This window comes from Luteibacter sp. ME-Dv--P-043b (assembly GCF_030209605.1).
Classification (GTDB): domain Bacteria; phylum Pseudomonadota; class Gammaproteobacteria; order Xanthomonadales; family Rhodanobacteraceae; genus Luteibacter.
On record NZ_JARVRT010000030.1, the window covers coordinates 28,175 to 49,711 of the forward strand.

Annotated in this window: 5 protein-coding genes (1 of these 5 running past the window's edge); 4 read left to right on the forward strand and 1 reads right to left on the reverse strand. The window is 69.6% G+C overall.

Annotation, left to right across the window (positions count from 1 at the left end; translation table 11 throughout):
• The 3 genes in view from QRN34_RS15120 to QRN34_RS15130 are tightly spaced (at most 17 nt apart) and all read left to right on the forward strand, a layout consistent with a single transcriptional unit that may run on beyond the window.
• Positions 1-9,999, forward strand: partial view of a non-ribosomal peptide synthetase gene (locus QRN34_RS15120; protein ID WP_285405688.1) — the end only. 22,890 nt of this gene lie to the left of the window's left edge; only the last 9,999 of its 32,889 coding nucleotides appear in the window; its start codon lies off the left edge, out of view; it ends in the stop codon at positions 9,997-9,999.
• 17 nt (positions 10,000-10,016) lie between these two features.
• A complete protein-coding gene (locus QRN34_RS15125; protein WP_285405690.1) occupies positions 10,017-11,462 on the forward strand; it encodes a cytochrome P450 in 1,446 nt (481 codons plus the stop codon).
• Positions 11,459-12,850, forward strand: a complete 1,392-nt coding sequence (locus QRN34_RS15130) for an MATE family efflux transporter (RefSeq protein WP_285405692.1) — start codon at positions 11,459-11,461, stop codon at positions 12,848-12,850. Before QRN34_RS15125 ends, QRN34_RS15130 begins: the two co-directional genes overlap by 4 nt.
• Before the next feature lie 65 nt (positions 12,851-12,915).
• Here QRN34_RS15130 and QRN34_RS15135 read toward each other — a convergent pair whose 3' ends face one another.
• The gene (locus tag QRN34_RS15135) at positions 12,916-13,110 is read right to left on the reverse strand and encodes a hypothetical protein (RefSeq protein ID WP_285405694.1); all 195 of its coding nucleotides are present in this window, start codon (positions 13,108-13,110) and stop codon (positions 12,916-12,918) included.
• A gap of 51 nt (positions 13,111-13,161) precedes the next feature.
• On the opposite strand from QRN34_RS15135, the gene QRN34_RS15140 reads away from it, so the two are divergent.
• The gene (locus QRN34_RS15140; RefSeq protein ID WP_285405696.1) at positions 13,162-21,498 is read left to right on the forward strand and encodes a glycoside hydrolase family 94 protein; all 8,337 of its coding nucleotides are present in this window, start codon (positions 13,162-13,164) and stop codon (positions 21,496-21,498) included.
• The last annotated feature ends 39 nt before the right edge of the window (positions 21,499-21,537 follow it).

Genomic DNA, 21,537 nt, shown 5'->3' on the forward strand with positions numbered 1-21,537 from the left:
GTTGACACGATGTTCGACCTGCCGTGCGAACCCGCCGGGGCGGCATGCGCCTGGCGTCGTGGCCAGTGGCTGCGCCAGCGGCTTGCCCCCGTGGACGTCGATGCGACGGCGGCGGGCGAACTGCCGTGGCGGCCGGGTGGCGTCTACGTGGTCATCGGCGGCGCCGGCGGTATCGGACAGGCCTGGACCGAGCACATGGTGCGCACGTACGGAGCCCACGTGGTGTGGATCGGGCGCCGCGCCGCGGACGCCACGATCGAGCAGGCGCGACAGCGCATCGCTGCCGTCGGCCCGACCCCGTGGTACATCGCGGCGGATGCGTCCGACCGCCAGGCCCTGGCGCACGCCCGCGACGCGGTGCTGGCCCACCATGGCGCCATCCACGGCGTCGTGCATGCGGCCATCGCCCTGCGCGACGGCAGCATCGCGCAGATGGACGAGGACGGCCTGCGCGCCGGATTGGCGGCGAAAGTGGATGCCAGCGTGCGCATGGCGCAGGTATTCACCGGCCTGCCGTTGGACTTGATGCTGTTCTTCTCGTCGATGATCGGCTTCACGACGCCGGCGGGGCAGGCCGTCTATGCGGCCGGATGCTGTTTCAAAGATGCCTACGCGCTGCGCCTGGCCGCACGCCTGCCGTATCCGGTGAAGGTCATCGACTGGGGCTACTGGGGCAGCATCGGTACGGTGGCCTCGCCCATGTACCGCGAGCGCATGGCACGGCAGGGCATCGGCTCGATCGAGCCGGCCGACGGCATGCGTGCCCTGGATCGCCTGATGCGGACGCCCCTTGCACGACTGGGTTACGTCAAGGTGGTGCCCGGGCGCGAGACCGATGGCAGCGTGTTCGACCTTATCGGCGATACCCGGCTTCGTGTCGATGTCGCTACGTATCCCGCGGTGGCGGTGCCAGCTCTTGCCGCATCGGGCGGGTTCGCGGGCGATGCCGCCGCACTGGCGGCGGAGGGCGAGCAGATCGACCGCCTGTCGCTGGCGATCCTGCGCGCGGAGCTGCGGGCCCTGGGCCTGACGGATACGGCCAAGGCGGTCGCGTGGCATCCCCGCCATGCACGCTGGCTGGCCCACAGCCTGGACCGGGTCGCCCGTGCCGATGCGCTGGCCGGTGCCGATGCGACGCCGTCTTTAGCCGAGGCCTGGGCCACGTGGGACGCGCGCAAGGCGACATGGCTGGTCGAGGGCCACGTACGTCGTGCACAGGTCGGCCTGGTGGACGGGATGCTGCGCGCACTGCCGGCCATTCTCAGCGGCCAGGTGCAGGCCACGGCGGTGATGTTCCCCGAGTCGTCCATGCGCCTGGTCGAAGGCGTCTACCAGGGCAATGCCGTGGCGGACCACTTCAACGACGTGCTCGGCCAGGCGGTGGTGGACTTCGTCACCGCGCGTATCGCCGCCGACCCGACGGCCCGCCTGCGCATCCTCGAGATCGGCGCGGGCACCGGCGGCACCAGCGCACGGCTGATGGCACGCCTGGTGCCGCATGCCGCGCACGTCGACACCTACTGCTACACCGACCTCTCGCGCGCCTTCCTGCTGCATGCACAGGCCACCTACGGTCCGCACTACCCGTACCTGGACTACCGCCTGCTGGATATCGGCCGTCCGCTGGCGGGGCAGGGCATCGAGGCAGGTAGCTACGACCTGGTGGTCGCCACCAACGTGCTGCATGCCACGCCCGATATCCGCGAAAGCCTGCGCAACGCGAAAGCGCTGCTGCGTCCGCACGGCCTGCTGGCGTTGAACGAGCTCAGCAGCTGCGAGCTGTGGGCGCATCTCACCTTCGGCCTGCTGGACGGCTGGTGGCTGTACGAGGACGAGGCCCTGCGTATACCCGGCTGTCCCAGCCTGTCGCCCGCGGGCTGGGCGAGGGTCCTCGCCGAGGAAGGCTATGCCCCGGTGGCGTTCCCCGCGCAGGACAGCCACGCGCTGGGCCAGCAGGTGATCGTGGCGCGCAGTGATGGGATCACCCGGCAACGGCAGGTGCCACGCTTAGCCGTGCCCGCCGCTGTCGCCACGGCGAGCGTGACCGGTACGGTTCCACCGCTGGTCGTGGCCGCCGACACGCCCGTTGCCGCTGGCCAAACCATGCACGCCGACGTCGCACTGGCGGACAAGTGCAGGGCCGCCCTGCGCAAGCTGGTCGCGGCCAGCCTGAAGATGCCGGCGGGCAGTATCGAGACCGACATAGGACTGGACCGTTACGGCATGGACTCCATCCTGGTGCTGGAACTGACCCATGTATTGCGGGACACGCTCGAGGCACTGGGCATCGGCGAGGCGGTGACCACCACGCTGTTCTTCGAGCATCCGAGCATCGATGCGCTGGCCGACCACTTCATCGCGACCGAGCCGTCCGCGATGGCACGCTGGGTGGGCCTGCATCGCCCATCCGCGACGCATCGCGATGCAACGGAGGCCACAGACACCACGGACGGCGCGCCGCGGCGGATCGGCACGCGCCTGGCCGGCGACACCTTCGTGCTGGCCGACCACCAGGTCAACGGCGCGCGCGTGCTGCCCGGTGTCGTGCACATGGAGATGGCGCTGGCTGCCGCCCGCCAGGCGCTGGGGCGCGAGGTGCGCGGCCTGCGCAAGATCGTCTGGGCGCGGCCGCTGGTCGCCGACGCGAACGGCGTGACCGTGCATGTCGCCTGGTCCACCGATCGAAGCGGACGCGACGACTACACGATCCATGCCGGCGACGACGCCACGGTGTACAGCCAGGGCAGCGCGGCACCCGCGGAAGCGCCGGTGGCCACCGTGCGACACGACCTGGACACGCTGCGCCGGGACTGCGCGCTGGCCCACGCCGACGCGGCTCGATGCCAGGCCGTCTTCGCGCGCAAGGGGCTGCACTACGGACCCGGCTTCCGTGGCCTGGACGAGCTGTTCATCGGCGACGGCCGGGTGCTGGCGAAGATCTCGCTGCCGGTATCCGTGGCGTCCACGCTGGACGACTACGTGCTGCATCCCAGCTTGCTCGACGCGGCCTTGCAGGCCGCGCTCGGCCTGCACCTGGGCACGGGCGACAACGACGATGACGTGGCGCTCGCGCTGCCGTTCGCGCTGGACGCCCTGGATGTGCTGGCGCCGTGCACGTCCCGGATGTGGGCCTTCGTCCGCTACAGCGATCCGGCGGGCCGCGACGGACCCGTGCAGTACCTCGACATCGACCTGTGCGACCCGACCGGCGCGGTTTGCGTGCGCCTGACCCGGCTCAGCCTGCGCCTTCTGGATATTCCACCGACACGTGACACGCCCACCGACCGGACCCTTCACGACATGAACGACACCACCGGCGTCACCGCATCCACTGGCCCCTCGCGCCTGCTTCGCGAACGGAGCGTCCTGCAGCTGAGGAAGCTGATCGCGAAGGGGCTGTCCCTGCCGCTGGATGCCATCGGCGAGAACATCGGCTTCGACGAGTACGGCATCGATTCGATCCTGGTCATGGAACTGACCAACGCGCTGCGCGAGGCCTTCGGCGCCGAACACATCGGCACCACGCTGTTCTTCGAGCACCGCGACATCGACAGCCTGGTCGAGCATTTCCTGCAGACCGATCCGGACGGGCTGCTGCGCTGGACCGGGCTCGCGGGAGCGGTCGCACCCGCATCGGCTGCGGCACCTGCACCTGCCCCGGTGCCCGTATCCGCCGCGGCGCAGGCGGTCGAACAACCGTTCGGAACCTCGATACCGACGGCTCCCGCCACGACGACGCCCACGGCACCGGTCGTGCAGGGCGCCGCAGCCACCCCCGTGCACGCGCCGGCCCCCGTGGCGCCCTTCGACGTGGCGATCGTCGGCCTGTCCGGCCGCTATCCCGCGGCCGACGACGTGCACGGGTTCTGGGAGAACCTGGTCGCGGGTCGCAACTGCGTCACCGAAGTGCCGCCGGAACGCTGGGACCATGCGCGTTTCTTCGATGCCGCGAAGGGCGTGCCGGGCAAGACCTATACGCGCTGGGCCGGCCTCATCGACGGCGTGGATCGCTTCGACCGGCTGTTCTTCAACATCGCGCCGCGCGAGGCGCGGTTGATGAGCCCGCAGGAGCGGCTGTTCATGCAGGAGGTGCATGCCAGCATCGAGGATGCCGGCTACACCGCCGCGAACCTGCACACCAACCGGAAGATCGGCGTGTTCGTCGGGGTGACCAACGAGCACTACGCCACCGGCGCGCGGTTCTGGTCGATCGCCAACCGTATCTCGCACCTGTGCAACTTCCAGGGCCCGAGCATGGCGGTGGACACGGCCTGCTCGTCGTCCCTGACCGCCGTGCACCTGGCGATCGAGAGCCTGCGTAGCGGTGACAGCGAGGTGGCTATCGCCGGCGGCGTGAACCTGATCGTGGCCCCGACCCAGCTGATCGACCTGGCGTCGATGACCATGTTGGCCGCCGACGACAAGTGCAAGTCGTTCGCCGCCGACGGCGACGGCTTCGTCGATGCCGAAGCGGTGGGCGCGCTGGTGCTCAAGCCGCTGCACCGCGCCGTGGCCGACGGCGACCACGTCTATGGCGTCATCAAGGGCAGCGCGATCAACGCCGGCGGCAAGACCAACAGCTACCTGGTGCCCAGCCCGGCCCTGCAGGCGCAACTGGTGGCCGATGCGCTGCGGCGCGCCGGTGTGGACGCCCGTTCGATCGGTTACGTGGAAGCGCAGGGCACCGGCAGCAGCCTGGGCGATCCCATCGAGATCGCCGGCCTGTCGAAGGCGTTCCGCCAGTGGACGGCGGACCGGCAGTTCTGCGCGATCGGCTCGGCCAAGTCGAACATCGGCCATAGCGAGAGTGCCAGCGGTTTTGTCGCGATCAGCAAGGTGCTGATGCAGATGAAGCACCGCACGCTGGTGCCCAGCCTGCACGCCGCCAGCCTCAACCCGAACATCCGCTTCGCCGACACGCCGTTCTTCGTCCAGCAGGCGCTGGGCCCGTGGACGCGTCCGACGCAGGAGATCGACGGCCGGCCGCACGAACTGCCGCGCCGGGCGGGTGTCTCGTCCTTCGGTGCCGGCGGTGCCAATGCGCACCTGGTGATCGAGGAATACATCGCCCCGCCCGAGGCCGCGCGGGCCATCGACGGCCCGGCGATGATCGTGCTTTCCGCACGCGATCCGGAGCGCCTGCATGCGCGTGCGCGGCGGCTGCTGGCGGCGCTCGCGCCCGAACGCATCGAAGCGGAGGCGACGCTGGCCGATATCGGGTACACGCTGCAGGTCGGCCGCGAGGCGATGGAAGAACGACTGGCCTGGCTGGTCGAATCGCTGGACGAACTGCGCGTGAAGCTGGCGGCATTCGTCGAAGGCGATGCCGACGGTGCCGAGGCCTACCGCGGCCAGGCACGGCGCAACGCCTTCGCGATGCTGGCCGACGACGAGGACATGCAGGTGGCCGTGCAGGCCTGGGTGGCCAAGGGCAAGTTCGGCAAACTGCTGGACCTGTGGGTCAAGGGCTTCTCCTTCGACTGGAACGCCCTGTATGCGCACGGCCAGGCACGTCCACGCCGGATCAGCCTGCCGACCTATCCGTTCGCGCGCGAGCGTTGCTGGACCGACGTCCGCTACCCGGATGCGCCGGATGCACCGGGCGTGACGACGATGCACGCCGCGACGGCGGTGCCTGCCGCAACGGACCACGTCGGTCCCGTCCGCGAAGACGACGACATGGCGACCATGACGCGGATCTGGTGCGACCTGCTGGGTCGTCCGTCGGTGGCTGAGGACGACGACTTCTTCGAACTGGGCGGCCACTCGCTGCTGGGCACCCAGCTGGCGGCACGGATTCGTGACGAGTTCGGCGTAGACGTGCCGGTAAGCACGCTGCTGGAAGCACCGACCGTGACCGCGCTGCTCGCACGGATGCGCGGCATCGCCCCGATGCCGGCAGCGACGTCCGCGCCGCCGGCCACGACGGATGCCGCCGTCGACACGAACGGCCACGCTGGCGGGGCAGACGAGAGCGAGGCGTTTCCGCTGTCGTTCGCCCAGCAGCGCCTGTGGTTCCTGGACCAGCTGGAAGGCCATAGCCCGACCTACAACATCCCGGCCGCGGTGCGCCTGAAGGGCAGTCTCGACGATCGCTCGCTGCAGGCGGCGCTCGACGATGTGGTGGCCCGCCACGATGCGCTGCGCGCGCGCTTCGAAAGCATCGACGGCTCGCCCGTGCAGCGCATCGCCAACGACGTGACGCTGGACTTCGTGCGCCACGACCTGCGCCAGCTGTCGCCGAAGGAACGCGACGTCAAGACCCGCTGGCTGATGCTGGACGAGGCACGCACGCCGTTCGACCTGCAGACCGGCCCCCTGGTCCGCAGCCGCCTGCTGCGTCTGGGCGAGCACGAACATCTGCTGCTGCTGACCATGCACCACATCGTCTCCGACGGCTGGTCGATGGGCATCGTGGTGCGCGAGCTGGGCATGCTGTACGCCGCGCACAGCACCGGCGCACCGGTGTCGCTGCCCGAGCTGCCCATGCGCTACGTGGACTTCGCCCGCTGGCAGCGCCAGTGGCTGAGCGGGGAGGTGCTGGATCGTCAGCTGGATTACTGGAAGCGTCAGCTGGCCGGCGCGCCCACGCTGCTGACCCTGCCCACCGACCGTCCGCGCCCGGCCCGGCAGGGGCAGGACGGCGCCGCGCTCGCCTACGCGCTGCCGACAGGGCTGAGCGCGCAGCTGAACGCACTCAGCCGGAAGTCGCAGAGCACGCTGTTCATGACCTTGTGCGCGGCGTTCAACGTGCTGCTGGCCCGCTATGCCGGGCAGAGCGACATCTGCATCGGCACGCCGATCGCCAACCGCAACCGCAGCGAGATCGAGGACCTGATCGGTTTCTTCGTCAACACGCTGGTGCTGCGCACGCAGGTGGACCTGTCGGCCGGCTTCACCGACCTGCTGAAGCAGGTGCGCACCACCACGCTGGATGCCTATGCACACCAGGACGTGCAGTTCGAACAACTGGTGGGCGCGGTGCAGCCCGAACGGCACACCAGCTACACGCCCCTGTTCCAGGTGATGCTGGTGCTGCAGAACTCGCCGATGAACCTGGCGCTGCCCGGCTTGCAGCTGGAGCTGGTGCCGCACGAGGTGGTCACGGCCAAGTTCGACATCACGCTCACGCTCACGGAAGGCCCGTCCGGCCTGCATGGCAGCTTCGAGTACAACACCGACCTGTTCGACGCCGGCACCATCGAGCGCATGGGCGTGCATTTCGGCAACCTGTTGCAGGCCATCGTGGACGAACCCACCCGCGCGCTGGGCGACCTTCCGATGATCGCGCCGGCGGAACGGAAGCGGTTGCTCTACGGCTTCAACGATACGGCGAAGGTCTATCCGCGCGTCGGACCGGCATCGCATACCCTGCAGCAGTTGTTCGAGGCGCAGGTGGCGCGCACGCCTGAGCAGGTCGCGGTGGTGTATGCGGGCGTCGCGCTCACCTATGCGGAACTCAACGCCCGCGCCAATCGCCTGGCCCGGCACCTGCGTGGCCTGGGCGTGGGGGCCGACACCCTGGTCGGCCTGTGCACCGAACGGTCGATCGAGATGATCGTCGGGCTGTACGCGATCCTCAAGGCCGGTGGCGCCTATGTGCCGCTGGACCCCACGTATCCGTCGGATCGCCTGGCCACGATCGTGGACGATGCCGCGCCGAAGGCGATCCTCACCCAGCGGCAGCACCGCGACGCGGTACCCCCGGTGGCCGGCCTGCCGGTGCTCTGCCTGGATGTCGACGATGCCCCGTGGGAGGGAAACGCGGACGGCGACCTGGATCACCGCACGCAGCCGGGACACCTGGCCTACGTGATCTACACCTCCGGTTCCACCGGCAAGCCGAAGGGGGTGGCGATCGACCATCGCGGCATCGTCAATCGCCTGCAATGGATGCAGGAGGCCTATCCGCTGACCGCCGCCGATCGCGTGCTGCAGAAAACCCCCTTCAGCTTCGATGTCTCGGTATGGGAGTTCTTCTGGCCGTTGCTGGAAGGGGCGACCCTGGTCGTGGCCCGTCCCGGCGGCCACCAGGACGTGGCCTACCTGGCCGGCATCATCGATGCGGAAGGGATCACCACGGCGCACTTCGTCCCGCCGATGCTGGACGTGTTCCTCAACGAGGTGGAGCCGGGCAGCGGCCGCTCGCTGCGCCAGGTGATGTGCAGCGGCCAGGCCTTGCCGCTGGAACTGCAGCAGCGTTTCTTCGCCACCTGGCAGCACGTGGCGCTGCATAACCTTTACGGACCCACCGAAGCCTCGGTGGACGTCACCTACTGGGCCTGCCGCAAGGACAGTCCGCTCAACTGCGTGCCCATCGGCCTGCCGATCGCCAACATCCAGATCCACATCCTGGACGACGCGCTGGAGCCGGTGCCGGTGGGTGTGGTCGGGCACCTGTACATCGCGGGCGTCGGCCTGGCGCGCGGCTACGTCAACCGGCCGGAACTGACCGCGCAGACCTTCATCCCCAATCCGTTCAGTGCCAGCCCCGGTGCGCGCATGTACCTCTCCGGCGACCTGGCGCGCTACCTGCCCGACGGCACCATCGACTACCTCGGGCGCAGCGACCACCAGGTCAAGATCCGCGGCCTGCGCATCGAACTCGGGGAAATCGAGGCGACGCTCGCAGCCATCGACGCGGTACGCGACGTGGTGGTCCTCGCGCGTGCCGACGAACGCGGCGTACCGCGGCTGGTGGCCTACCTGGTGGCCCACGACGAGGCGACCCTGCCGGACGCGGCGTCGCTGCGCGCGACCTTGTTGCGCACGCTACCCGACTACATGGTGCCGGAGTATTTCGTCACGCTGGCGGCGATGCCGCTGACCGCCAACGGCAAGGTCGATCGCAAGGCCCTGCCGGCGCCGGAGATGGTGCAGGACGAAGCGGCGCACGTCGCACCGCGCACGCCGACCGAGCAGCGTATCGCCGCGGTATGGGCCGATGTGCTGAAGGTGGAGAAGATCGGCGCGATGGACGACTTCTTCGAACTGGGCGGCCACTCGCTGCTGGCCACCCAGCTGGTGTCGCAGTTGCGCAAGCGACAGATCGCCGGCATCGAGTTGCGCGACCTGTTCGCCCACTCGACCCTGGGCGGGCTGGCCGCCTTCGTCGACGCCAGCCACGCCGGCGGACGCCATCCCAACCTGGTGCCGATCCGCGCGGAGGGCACGTCGACACCGCTGTTCCTGGTCCATCCGATCGGTGGCGGCGTGCAGTATGCGTTCGACCTGGCCCGTCAACTGGATTCGGACCAGCCGGTATTCGGCCTTGCGGCCACCGGGCTGGGGGAAGGCGAAACCCCTCTGGACACCATTGCCGGCATGGCTGACGCCTATGTGGACGCCATCCGCCAGGTGCAGCCGACGGGTCCCTACCAGCTGGCTGGGTGGTCGCTGGGCGGCATGATCGCCTACGACATGGCCCATCGCCTGGTCCAGGCCGGCGAGCGCGTGCGTTTCGTCGGTCTGCTCGACACCGGGAGCCCCGCCATGCGCGCCCGTCTGCTCGCGGAGCACCCGGTACGCTCCGAGGCCTGCCGAGGCCTGCTGAACTGGATGCTCGACCTGCCGGCTGCCGTGGACGATCCGCGTCGGCATCCCGCGTTCGACGAGTTGATGGCACTGGCAGCGCGTGACGACCTTACCGGCATGATCGACGTGTGCCGTCGCGAAGCCTTGCTGCCGGACCACCTGGACACCGCGCAGGTACGGCGGACGGTGGCGCTCTACGGGGCCTCGGCACGCGCCGCGGACACCTATCGCGCGCCGGTCGCCGCCGGGCTGCCGGTGACCTTCTTCGCCGCCGGGCGCGGCGACGGCGAGGAGGTGAGCCTGGGCTGGCGTGACCTGCTCGGCTCCTCGCTCGACATCGTCCGTATCGGCGGCACCCACCTGTCGATGGTGCGGCCGCCGCTGCTCGACCGCCTGGCGCGCGAGATCGCCGGCCGGATCGGCCACGTTTCCGCACCCGTCGCCCGCCCGGCCGCCAACCAGTGAACGCCTCCAGGACCGCCATGAACGACACACCCGCCCTGAAGTACTCGCGCGGCATCCAGGACCTGCCGGGCCCGAAGGGCCAGCCCTGGGTGGGCAACGCGCTGCAACTCAGCGGGCGGCAGATGCACCAGAAGTTCACCGCCTGGGTGCGCGAGTTCGGCCCGATGTTCCGCCTGGAGGTGTTCGGCAACCCCATCGTCATCGTCTCCGACGCGCCCACGGTGCAGGCGGTGCTCAAGGAACGGCCCGAGGTGTTCCGGCGCAGCGGCAGCCTGAAGACGATCATGCAGGAGCTGGACATCCGCGGCGTGATCACCGCCGAGGGGGATGCCTGGCGCAAGCAGCGCAAGCTGGTGATGAGCGGGTTGAGCGCGGAGGTGATCCGCAACTTCTTCCCGACCATGCGCTTCATGACCGAACGCATGATGGACCGCTGGAAGCACCGGCTCGCCCAGGGCCTGCCGGTCGACTTGCGCCGGGACCTGAAGGCCATGGCGCTGGACGTGATCGTGGGCATCGCGATGGGCCACGACATCGATGCGGTCAACGACGAAGGCGGCCCGCTGCAGCGGAGCATCGATGCCATCTTCCAGCGGCTTGGCCAGCGCACCACGGCGGCGTTCCCGTACTGGCGCCATGTCCGGTTGCCGGTGGATCGCGCCGCCGACCGCGCGTCGGCGCAGATCGCGGCATCCGTGCAGGGCTTCGTCCGCGACGCCCGCGCGCGCATGGCGCAGCAGCGCCAGCTGCACGAGAAACCCGGCAACATGCTGGAAGCGATGATCGCCGCAGCGGAAGACCCGGCGTCCGGCTTCACCGACGAAGAGCTGATGGACAACGCGGTGCTCAGCGTCATCGGCGGCGAGGACACCACCGCCAACTCCATCGCCTGGATGCTCCACCTGCTGGCCCAGCATCCTGCGGCGGCCGCGGCGCTCACGGCGGAGGTGGACGCGGTGCTCGGCGAGGACACGCTCATCCGCGACTGGGAGCTGATGAAGCGCTTCGACTACCTGGAGGCCACCTTCAGCGAGGCGCAGCGCCTGCGCTCGGTGGCGCCGTATGTCGGGGTCACCAGCAACATCGATTGCGTGGTCGCGGACACGCTGATCCCGAAGAACACCGCCATCGTGGTGGCGACGGCGGGGGAGGGACTGGACGAAGAGCAGTTTCCCGATCCGGCCGCGTTCTCGCCGGAGCGCTGGATCTTCGAGCAGCGCCCGCCGCGCGAGCGGGACCCGGCGCGCAAGCTGTTTCCGTTCGGCAGCGGACCGCGGCTGTGCCCGGGTCGTTTTCTTGCGCTCACCGAGATCACCATGGTCGTCTCCATGATCCTGCGCAACTTCGAGCTGGAGCTGGACACGAAGGCGCCACCGGTGCGGGAGGTGCTCAATTTCTTCATGGCTCCCAGTTCGCTGCCGGTACGGATCAGGCTGCGCACGCCGCCGGGGGCTGCCCCGTGATCCCGGCGGCGCGCGAGTCCAACCTCGAGATCGCCCGGCGCATCCTGGGCGTGTCGCTGCCCCTGATGGGCTCGATGGTCGGCAACCTGATCATGATGCTGGTGGACCGGGTGTGCCTGGCACGGTATTCCAGCGAGACCCTGGCCGCGTCCGGCCCGGCGGTCTATACGGCCATGGCCATCATCGGTTTCTTCGCCGCGGTGGTGGGCTTCTCGCGCTCCTGCGTGGCCCAGGCCTTCGGCCGGTCCGGCCACGACGCCGCGGCCTACCAGGCGGCCGTGGGCATCGTCGTCGGCATCCTGTTCGCCGTCGCCTTGCTGCTGCTGGCGCCGCTGATGGCGATGATCCCGTCGCTGAGCCAGCGCCCCCCGGCCATCACGCACCTGGAGTCGCAGTTCCTCTACTGGTCGGCGTATTTCGGTGCCGGCATGACCTTCAACATGGCGCTGTCGTCGTATTTCAACGGCATCGGCAAGACGCGCATCACGCTGGTGGCGGGGCTGCTCGGCCAGGTGGTCGGCATCGTGATGACCATCGGCCTGGTCTTCGGCCGCTTCGGCCTGCCGGAGATGGGCATGCGCGGCTCGGCGCTGGGCACCTTGTGCGGCACGCTGGCGATCACCGCCTGCTACCTGCCATATGTGCCTCGGCAGGTCTGGTCGATCCTGCGCGGGCTGGTGCGCACGCGCGGCGTTCCCCTGGCCGAGGTGGCGCCGCGGCTGCGCAAGGGTGTGGCGCTGGGTGTGACGGCGGGCATCGGCAATTTCGGCAACGCCGCCTTCATCTGGATCATCGCCGGGCTGGGCGCCATCGCGCTGGCCGCCAACAACGTCAACCTGACGGTCAGCTACCTGGGCGTGATCCCGCTGCTGGGCCTGGGCATCGGCTGCAGCGTGCTGTGCGGCAATGCGCTGGGCAAGGACGAGTTCCACCAGGTGCCGCGGATCATCGCGGTGACGCTGGGCATCGAACTGGCGTACGTGGCGGTGATGTCCTTCTTCCAGATCGTGACCCCGGACGTGCTGCTGAATCCGTTCGGTCTGGCCGACAAGCCCGAGGCGATCAGGCAGGCCTCGGTCGCCACCTCACGGGTGTTGTGGACCTATTCGCTCGCCTTCGCCTTCTCGATGACCGGGCAGGCGGTGCTCGAGGCCTTCGGCATCACCCGCTTCCTGTTCATCACCCGGTTCGTGTTCATGTGGGGTCTGAGTATCCCCACGGTGTACCTGATGACCCTGGGCCACGTCGGCGATGCCGGGTTCCTGCCCACCTGCTGGATCGTGGGTTCCAGCTACGAGGCGGCCATCGGGGTGTTCTACTTCTGGCGGATCGCCGTGGCGGTGAGTAAACGGCAGAACGCGATCGTGCTGACCCGGGCACAGGCCTGACCGGGTTTCACCCGGATCATTCGCCCTGCACGCGGAAAGGACTACTCTCGGGGGTCAGGTGTGGATCATCCGCGCCGGGAGTGGCTCATGCTTAGCGTCGCGATGTTCATGGCGGGTCTATAGACCTCTTCCGGCGCAAGCGGACCCGGGTTGCCGCGGGCTCCGAGCGTGAGCCGGCCCTCCGGGCCGAGCTCTTCAATACCGAACAACTGGAAGCCTACGGCGCGCAACTGGCGACGCGGCACCGCGTAGCGGCCCATCGCTCCGCCGAATGGCTGCTGCCGCGGCTGGCCGACAACGAGACCGTCATCGTGGATGCCTGCCGTGGCCTGATGGCCGCCGGCAAGCGCGGCGAGGGCACCACGCCCGCGGGCGAGTGGCTGCTCGACAACCTCTACGTGATGGAAGAACACGTCCGCGCCGCGGAAAAGGATTTCCCCAAGGGTTACAGCCGTGAACTGCCGCAGCTCGACGGCGGACCGTCCAGCGGGCTGCCTCGGGTCTACGACATCGCCCTGGAGGTCATCTCCCACGGCGACGGCCGGATCGACGCGGCCGGACTGGCGCGCTTCCTCGACGCCTACCAGACGGTAGTGCCGCTCAGCCTCGGTGAGCTGTGGGCCGTGCCGATCATGCTGCGGCTGGCGCTGATCGAGAACCTTCGCCGCATCGCCGTGCGCGTGACGCTGGATCGCTCGCGACGCCGCCGGGCCACGCGCTGGGCCGACGCAATGACGCGCATGGCCGCGGAGGATCCGAAGAACGTGGTGCTGGTGGTGGCGGACATGGCACGTTCGGCGCCGGTGATGAGCGCCCCGTTCGTCGCCGAGCTGGTGCGCCGCCTGCAAGGGCAGGGGCCGGCGCTGGCCATGCCGCTGGGCTGGGTGGAACAACGACTGGCCGAGTCGGGACGCAGCACCGATCACCTGGTCCAGGCGGAATCGCAGCAGCAAGCCATGCACCAGGTGTCGGTCGGCAACAGCATCGGCAGCCTGCGCTCGCTGGCCACGATCGACTGGCGCCATTTCGTGGAGGCAGCCAGCCTGGTGGAAAGCTGCCTGCGTGAAGACCCGTCGGGTGTCTATCCCGCCATGGACTTCGCCAGCCGCGATCGCTACCGGCACGCGGTGGAGAAACTGTCGCGCACCACGCGCATCGACGAGCGGACCGTGGCACGGCGCGCGATCGCGGCGGCCCAGGCACCGGACGCGACATCCGCCCATCCCGCCGCGCGACACGTGGGTTACCACCTGGTCGGCGCGGGACGTCCCGCGCTGGAACGCGCGCTGGGCGCACGGCGCCGACTGGCCACGCGCTGCCGGCAGGCCTTCGACCGGGCGCCGTTCGCCTGGTCGCTGGTGGCCTTCCTCACGCTCACCGGTGCGTTGACCACCGCGCTGGTCGGCACCGCGGCGCTGGGTCCCGCCTATGTGTGGGAGCGGGCCGTGCTTGCGCTGGGTTGCATCGTCGTGGCCAGCCAGCTCGGCCTGAGCCTGCTCAACCTGATCGCCTCGCTGCTCACCGCGCCCGATTACCTGCCGCGCATGGATTACGAGGACGGCCTGCCCGATGCCGCACGCACGCTGGTGGCGGTGCCGACGATGCTGGGCAGTCCCCAGGACGCGGACGACGTGGCGGAGGGCCTCGAAGTGCGCTTCCTGGCCAATCGCGACGATGCCCTGCATTTCGCGTTGCTGACCGACTTCCCCGATGCCGACCAGGCGGTGATGCCCGGCGATGCGGCCATCCTCGCGCAGGCGACGCTCCGGATCGATGCGCTCAACGCGACGTACCCGTCCAGTGCCGCCGACCGCTTCTATCTCCTGCACCGGCCGCGCGAGTGGAGCCCCACGCAGGGGCGCTGGATCGGCTTCGATCGCAAGCGCGGCAAACTGGCCGCCCTCAATGCGCTGCTGCGCGGCGAAGGCGCCGGGCGTTTCCTGCTGATCGTGGGCCGGATCGCCGAACTGCACGCCGTGCGCTATGTCATCACGCTGGACACCGACACCCACCTGCCGCGCGAAGCCGCGCACCAGTTGGTGGCCGCCATGGACCATCCGCTGAACCGCCCCGTGTTCGCCGCCGACAGCAACCGGGTGATCGCCGGGTACAGCCTGATGCAGCCGCGCGTTGGCATCGCGCTGCCGGCGCAGGCGCGCTCGGCCTATGCGCGCCTCTACGGCGCGGACGCCGGCGTCGATCCCTACACGCGCGCGGTATCGGACGTGTACCAGGATCTGTTCCACGAGGGCTCGTTCACCGGCAAGGGTATCTACGACGTGGATGCGTTCGAGCGCGCCATGGCCGGGCGGCTGAAGGACGAGCGCGTGCTCAGCCACGACCTCATCGAAGGCTGCTTCGTTCGCTCGGCCCTGCTGAGCGACGTGCTGGTGTTCGAGGAAATCCCCGAACGCTATGCAGACGACAGCGTGCGCCGCCATCGCTGGATGCGCGGCGACTGGCAACTGTTGCCATGGTTGTTGCCCACGGTGCCCAGCCCGCACGGGTGGGTGGCCAACGACCTGAGCGCACTGTCGCGCTGGAAGCTGTTCGACAACCTGCGCCGCAGCCTGGTCGCTCCGGCCGCGCTGGCCCTGCTGGTGGCCGGGTGGTTGTGGATCGCTCCGGCGCTGACCTGGACGGCGGCGATCCTCGCCATGATGGTGGTGCCGGTGCTGTTGCAGGCGCTGATGGACGCCGCGCGCAAGCCGCACGACGTCGCCTGGCAGCAGCACGCCAGCGTGCAGTCGCGTGCGGCGGGCGAACACGCGCTGCGACTCGGCCTGGCGATCGCCTGGCTGCCGCACGAGGCGCGCCTGAGCGTCGATGCGATCGTTCGGTCGCTGTGGCGCGTATGCGTCAGCCGCAGGCACCTGCTCGAATGGCGCTCGTCCGCCGATGTGGAACGACAGGGCCGCGGCACGCGGCAGATTCCCTGGCGCGCGCTGTGGGCCGGACCGGTCGCTGCCATCGCGCTGACCGTGCTGCTGGCCCTGGTGCGGCCGTCGGCCTTGCCGATCGCCTTGCCCTGGCTGCTGGCCTGGCTGGCGTCGCCACCACTGGCCTGGTGGATCAGCCGGGCGCAGGTGAGCAAGCCGTTCGCGCCCAGCGAGGCCGATCACGCCTTCCTGCGGCTGCTGGCGCGGCGCACGTGGGCCTTCTTCGAAACGCACATGGGCCCGTACGACCACTGGCTGCCACCGGACAACGTGCAGATGGCACCGTCGGCGCAACTGGCCCGGCGCACGTCGCCGACCAACATGGGCCTGGGCCTGCTGTCCGGACTGGCCGCCTACGACTTCGGTTACCTCGGTGCCGGCGCCCTGGTACAACGGCTGGCGAACACGCTGGCCACCATGCAGGGGCTCGAACGGCATCGCGGCCATTTCTACAACTGGTACGACACCGCCACGCTGGCGCCGATGCGTCCGCTGTACGTCTCCAGCGTGGACAGCGGCAACCTGGCCGGCCACCTGTTGACCCTGCAACGCGGCCTGCTCGACGTCGCCCAGGCCCCGGTGTTCCGCAACGCGTCCATCGCCGGGTTGCGCGACACCGTGGCACTGCTGGCGCAGTCCACGGACGAAGGCCACCGTGCACCGCTGACCGCGTGGGCCAGCGAGCTGGCGGCCGCCATGCCGGCCCCGCCGGCATGCATGCGCGACGTGCTCGCGTTCGTCACCGTGCAGCAGGAGCGGCTGCGCGAGGTAACCGCCCAGGCACCCGACACCGTATCTTTCGGCGACGACGAAGGCGTCTTCTGGCTTTCGCGGTTGACCCTACTGTGCGACGAGCTGCACGAAGAGGCGAGCCTCTGGTACGACGCGGCCACCGACGGCCAGGCCATTCCCACGCTGGCGGAACGGGCGGCGAACACGGCCGATGCCGCGCAGGCTGACCGTGCCACGGCACGCCTGCGGGCCCTGGAGGCCACGGCCTCGCTGGCCGGCGAACTGGCCGTGATGGACCACGCGTTCCTCTACGACGCCCATCGCCGCCTGCTGTCGATCGGTTTCGATGTCGAACGGCGCACGCTGGACGCGTCGTTCTACGACTTGCTGGCCTCCGAAGCGCGCCTGACCACGTTCGTGGCCATCGCCCAGGGCCAGCTGCCTCAGGAGAGCTGGTTCTCGCTCGGCCGGCTGCTCACCAGCACCGGCGGCTCGCCCGTGCTGCTGTCGTGGACGGGGTCGATGTTCGAATACCTCATGCCCATGCTGGTCATGCCGACGTACGAAGGCAGCCTGCTGGAGCAGACCTGCCGCGCCGCGGTGGCGCGGCAGATCGAATACGGCCGGCAACGCAACCTGCCGTGGGGCGTGTCCGAATCGGGCTACCACGCGGTCGATGCGCAGATGACCTACCAGTATCGCGCTTTCGGCGTGCCGGGCCTGGGCCTGAAACGTGGGCTGGGCGAGGACCTGGTGGTGGCGCCGTATGCGTCGGTGCTGGCCCTGATGGTGGCGCCCGCCGCGGCTACCGACAACCTGCGGCGGCTCGCGCGTGCCGGCCTGGCCGGCCGCTTCGGCCTGTATGAGGCGGTCGATTACACGCCCTCGCGCCTTCCCCCGGGCCAGGAGTCCGCCGTGGTGCGGCAGTACATGGCGCACCACCAGGGCATGTCGCTGCTGGCGATCGGTCACGTGCTGCTGGACCGGCCGATGCAGAAGCGCTTCGAGTCGGACCCGCGCATGATGGCGACCAGCCTGCTGTTGCAGGAGCGCGTGCCGCGCATGGCCTCCGAATACCTGCACACGGCGGGCCTGGGCGAAGTGGCGACGGCACCGGCCTTGCCGGAAGCCCGCCTGCGCCTGTTCACCGACCCCGACCGGCCGCGCCCGGCCGTGCAACTGCTGTCCAACGGCCGTTACCACGTCATGGTCAGCAGCGCCGGCGGCGGCTACAGCCGGCGCGACGGCATGGCCGTCACGCGCTGGCGCGAGGACATCACGCGCGACAGCGACGGCATGTTCTGCTACATCCGCGATCCGGAATCGGGCGATGTCTGGTCCACGGCGTACCAGCCGGTGGCGCGCAACACCGATCGCTTCGAGGCGATCTTCGCCGAGTCGCGCGCGGAGTTCCGCGTGCGCCAGCGCGGCTTCGAAACGCATACCGAGATCGTGGTATCGCCCGAGGACGATATCGAACTCCGGCGCACGCGCATCACCAACCGTGGCAACACGCGGCGCACGGTCGAGCTGACCAGCTACGCGGAAGTGGTGCTGGCCGACCCGCGCGGCGACGCGGCGCACCCGGCCTTCAGCAAGCTGTTCGTCACCACCGAGATCGTACCGGCCATGCAGGCCCTGCTGTGCACCCGCCGGCCGCGTTCGGCGGACGAGACACCGCCGTCGATGTGCCACATGGTCGCGGTGCACGATGCGGACGTGGATGCGATCTCGTACGAGACCGACCGCGCGCGCTTCATCGGACGCGGTCGCAGTACGGCGAGCCCCGTGGCGATGGATGCCGGTCACGATGCGCTCTCCGGTGGCCACGGCGCGGTGCTGGACCCGATCGTCGCCATCCGCGTGCGGATCACCCTCGATCCGGAACAGAGCGCCACGCTCGATTTCGTGACCGGCGTGGCCGACACGCGCCCGGGGTGCCTGCGCCTGATCGAGAAGTATCGCGATCGTTACCTGGCCGACCGTACGTTCGACCTGGCCTGGACCCGCAGCCAGGTGCTGCTGCGCCAGGCCAACGCCACGCTGGTGGACGCGCAGCTCTACGAGCACATGGCGACGTCCATCCTGTACCCGAACCTCGCCCTGCGCGCCGAGCCGGAGCTGATCGCGGCCAACCGGCGCGGCCAGTCGGGCCTGTGGGGGCAGGCGGTCTCGGGCGACCTGCCCATCGTGCTGCTGCGCATCGGCGATATCGCGCGACTGGACATCGCGCGCGAGCTGGTCCGTGCCGCGGCGTACTGGCGGCAGCGCGGGCTGACCGTGGACCTGGTGATCTGGAACGAGGACAGCACGGGTTACCGGCAGACGCTGCACGATGCGCTGACCGGCCTGCTGGCCACCGGTGCGGAAACCAACCTGCTGGACCGCCCCGGCGGCGTGTTCATCCGTGCCGCGCAGTCGTTGTCCCACGAGGACCGCCTGGTGATGGAGGCCAGCGCCTGCATCGTGGTGGTGGACACCCTGGGGTCGCTGCACGAGCAGATGGAGCGACACCGTATCGGTGAGCGTGCCGCGGCCGCCGAGCCGGCCTGGCCGGCGCGCAGGCGTCCCGCCCCGGTGCCGGCGGTGCCCGTCTCGGCAGCCTTTTCCGCCGACGGCACGGAATACGTCATCACCCTGGCGCCCGGCGCCACCACGCCCGCGCCCTGGTGCAACGTGCTGGCCAATCCGTCGTTCGGCAGCGTGGTCTCGGAAAGCGGCAGTGCCTACACCTGGGCGGAGAACGCCCATGGTTGCCGTCTGACGCCGTGGCAGAACGATCCGGTAGAGGATGCCTGCGGCGAGGCGATCTACCTGCGCGACGAAGCCACCGGGCACACTTGGTGCCCGACCCCGTTGCCGATGCGCGGTGAAGGCACATACACCACGCGCCACGGCTTCGGCTACAGCGTGTTCGAGCACACGGAAGGCACGTTGTCGTCGCGCCTGGAGGTCTTCGTGGCGCTGGATGCGTCGGTGAAGTTCCACGTGCTGCGCCTGACCAACGGCGGTGCCGACGCACGGCGGCTGTCGATCACCGCTTATGTGGAATGGCTGCTCGGCGATGTGCGCGAGAAGAGTGCCATGCACGTGGTCACCGAGATCGATCCGTCGACGGGCGCGCTGTTCGCGCGCAATGCGTACAACAGCGAGTTCCCCGATCGCGTCGCGTTCCTCGATGTGGAAGACGCGGAGCGCGACGTCGGCGGCGACCGTACCGGCTTCCTCGGCCGCAATGGGCACACCGGTGGCCCCCTGGGCATGCGCCGTGCCGGCTGGCATAACCGCGTCGGCGCGGGGCTGGATCCCTGCGGCGTGCTGCGTTCGACGATCACCCTGGCACCGGGTGAATCGCGCGACGTGGTGATCCGCCTGGGCATGGGCGTGGACGAGGTGGACGCGCGCGGCCAGGTACTGCGCTTCCGCGACGACGGCTCGGCGGCACGCGCGCTGGCCGCCGTGCGCGAGCACTGGCGGCAGACGCTCGGTGCGGTGCAGGTCAGCACGCCCGATGCGGCGACCGACCGTTTTGCCAACGGCTGGCTGCTCTACCAGACCATCGCCGCGCGGCTATGGGCGCGCAGCGGCTACTACCAGTCCGGTGGCGCCATCGGTTTCCGCGACCAGTTGCAGGACTCCATGGCCACCCAGCATGCGGCACCGGCCATGGCCCGGGCGCAACTGCTGATATGCGCGGCGCATCAGTTCGCCGAGGGCGACGTGATGCACTGGTGGCACCCGCCCGGCGACCGCGGCGTGCGTACCACCTGCTCGGACGACTACCTGTGGTTGCCGCTGGCGACCAGCCGATACGTCCAGGCCAGTGCCGACACCGGCGTACTGGACGAGTCCATCGAGTACATCGAAGGCCGTACGCTGCGACACGGCGAGGAATCCTGGTACGACCAGGCCCGTCCGTCCGGCCAGCGTGCCACGCTGTACGCGCACTGCGTACGCGCCATCGAGCACGCCATGCCACGGGGCCGGCACGGCCTGCCGCTGATGGGCGGCGGCGACTGGAACGACGGGATGAACAAGGTCGGTGAAGGCGGGCAGGGCGAGAGCGTCTGGCTGGGGTTCTTCCTCGTCCATGTGCTGCGCGAGTTCGCGGTCACCGCGCGAGGCCACGGCGACGCACCGTTTGCCGGGCGCTGCCTGGCGGAAGCCGATACGTTGTCACGGGCGCTCGACGCCGAGGCCTGGGACGGCGACTGGTACCGCCGTGCCTGGTTCGACGACGGCACGCCACTGGGGTCCGCCGCCAACGACGAGTGCCGCATCGATGCGATCGCGCAGAGCTGGTCCGTGCTGTCCGGCGTGGCCGGCACCGAGCGGCGCGAGCAGGCCATGGCCTCGCTGGACCGGCACCTGGTGCTGGAGGACCCCGGCATGATCCGGCTGCTCGATCCGCCATTCGACCGGTCGGCCATGGACCCGGGCTACATCAAGGGCTACGTGCCGGGCGTGCGCGAAAACGGCGGCCAGTACACGCACGCCGCGGTGTGGGCGGCCATGGCCTTCGCGCAGATGGGACGCCATGAGCGCGCGTGGGAACTGGTGAAGATGATCCATCCGGCCAGCCACACGGGCGACGCGCAGGCGATCGATCGCTACAAGGTCGAGCCCTATGTCATCGCGGCGGATGTGTATTCCGTGCCGCCCCATGTGGGGCGCGGCGGCTGGAGCTGGTACACGGGTTCCGCCGGCTGGATGTACCGCCTGCTGGTGGAAACGCTGCTGGGCCTCCGTCGCGAGGGCGATCGGCTGTGGATCGCACCGCGCGTGCCCGCGGCGTGGCCCGGCTATGGCATGCGCTATCGCCACGGCGGGTCCGGCTATGTCATCGCGCTGCGCCCTGCGGCCGACGGGGAGGCCGGCAGCCTTCACGTCGACGGCATTCTGGTCGCCGACGGGGCCATACCGCTGGTCGACGATGGCACGGAGCACCGGGTAGAGGTGGTGTACCTGCGGCACTGACGGCAAGCTAACGCGGGAAGGCGCAGCGTAGGGGTTGCC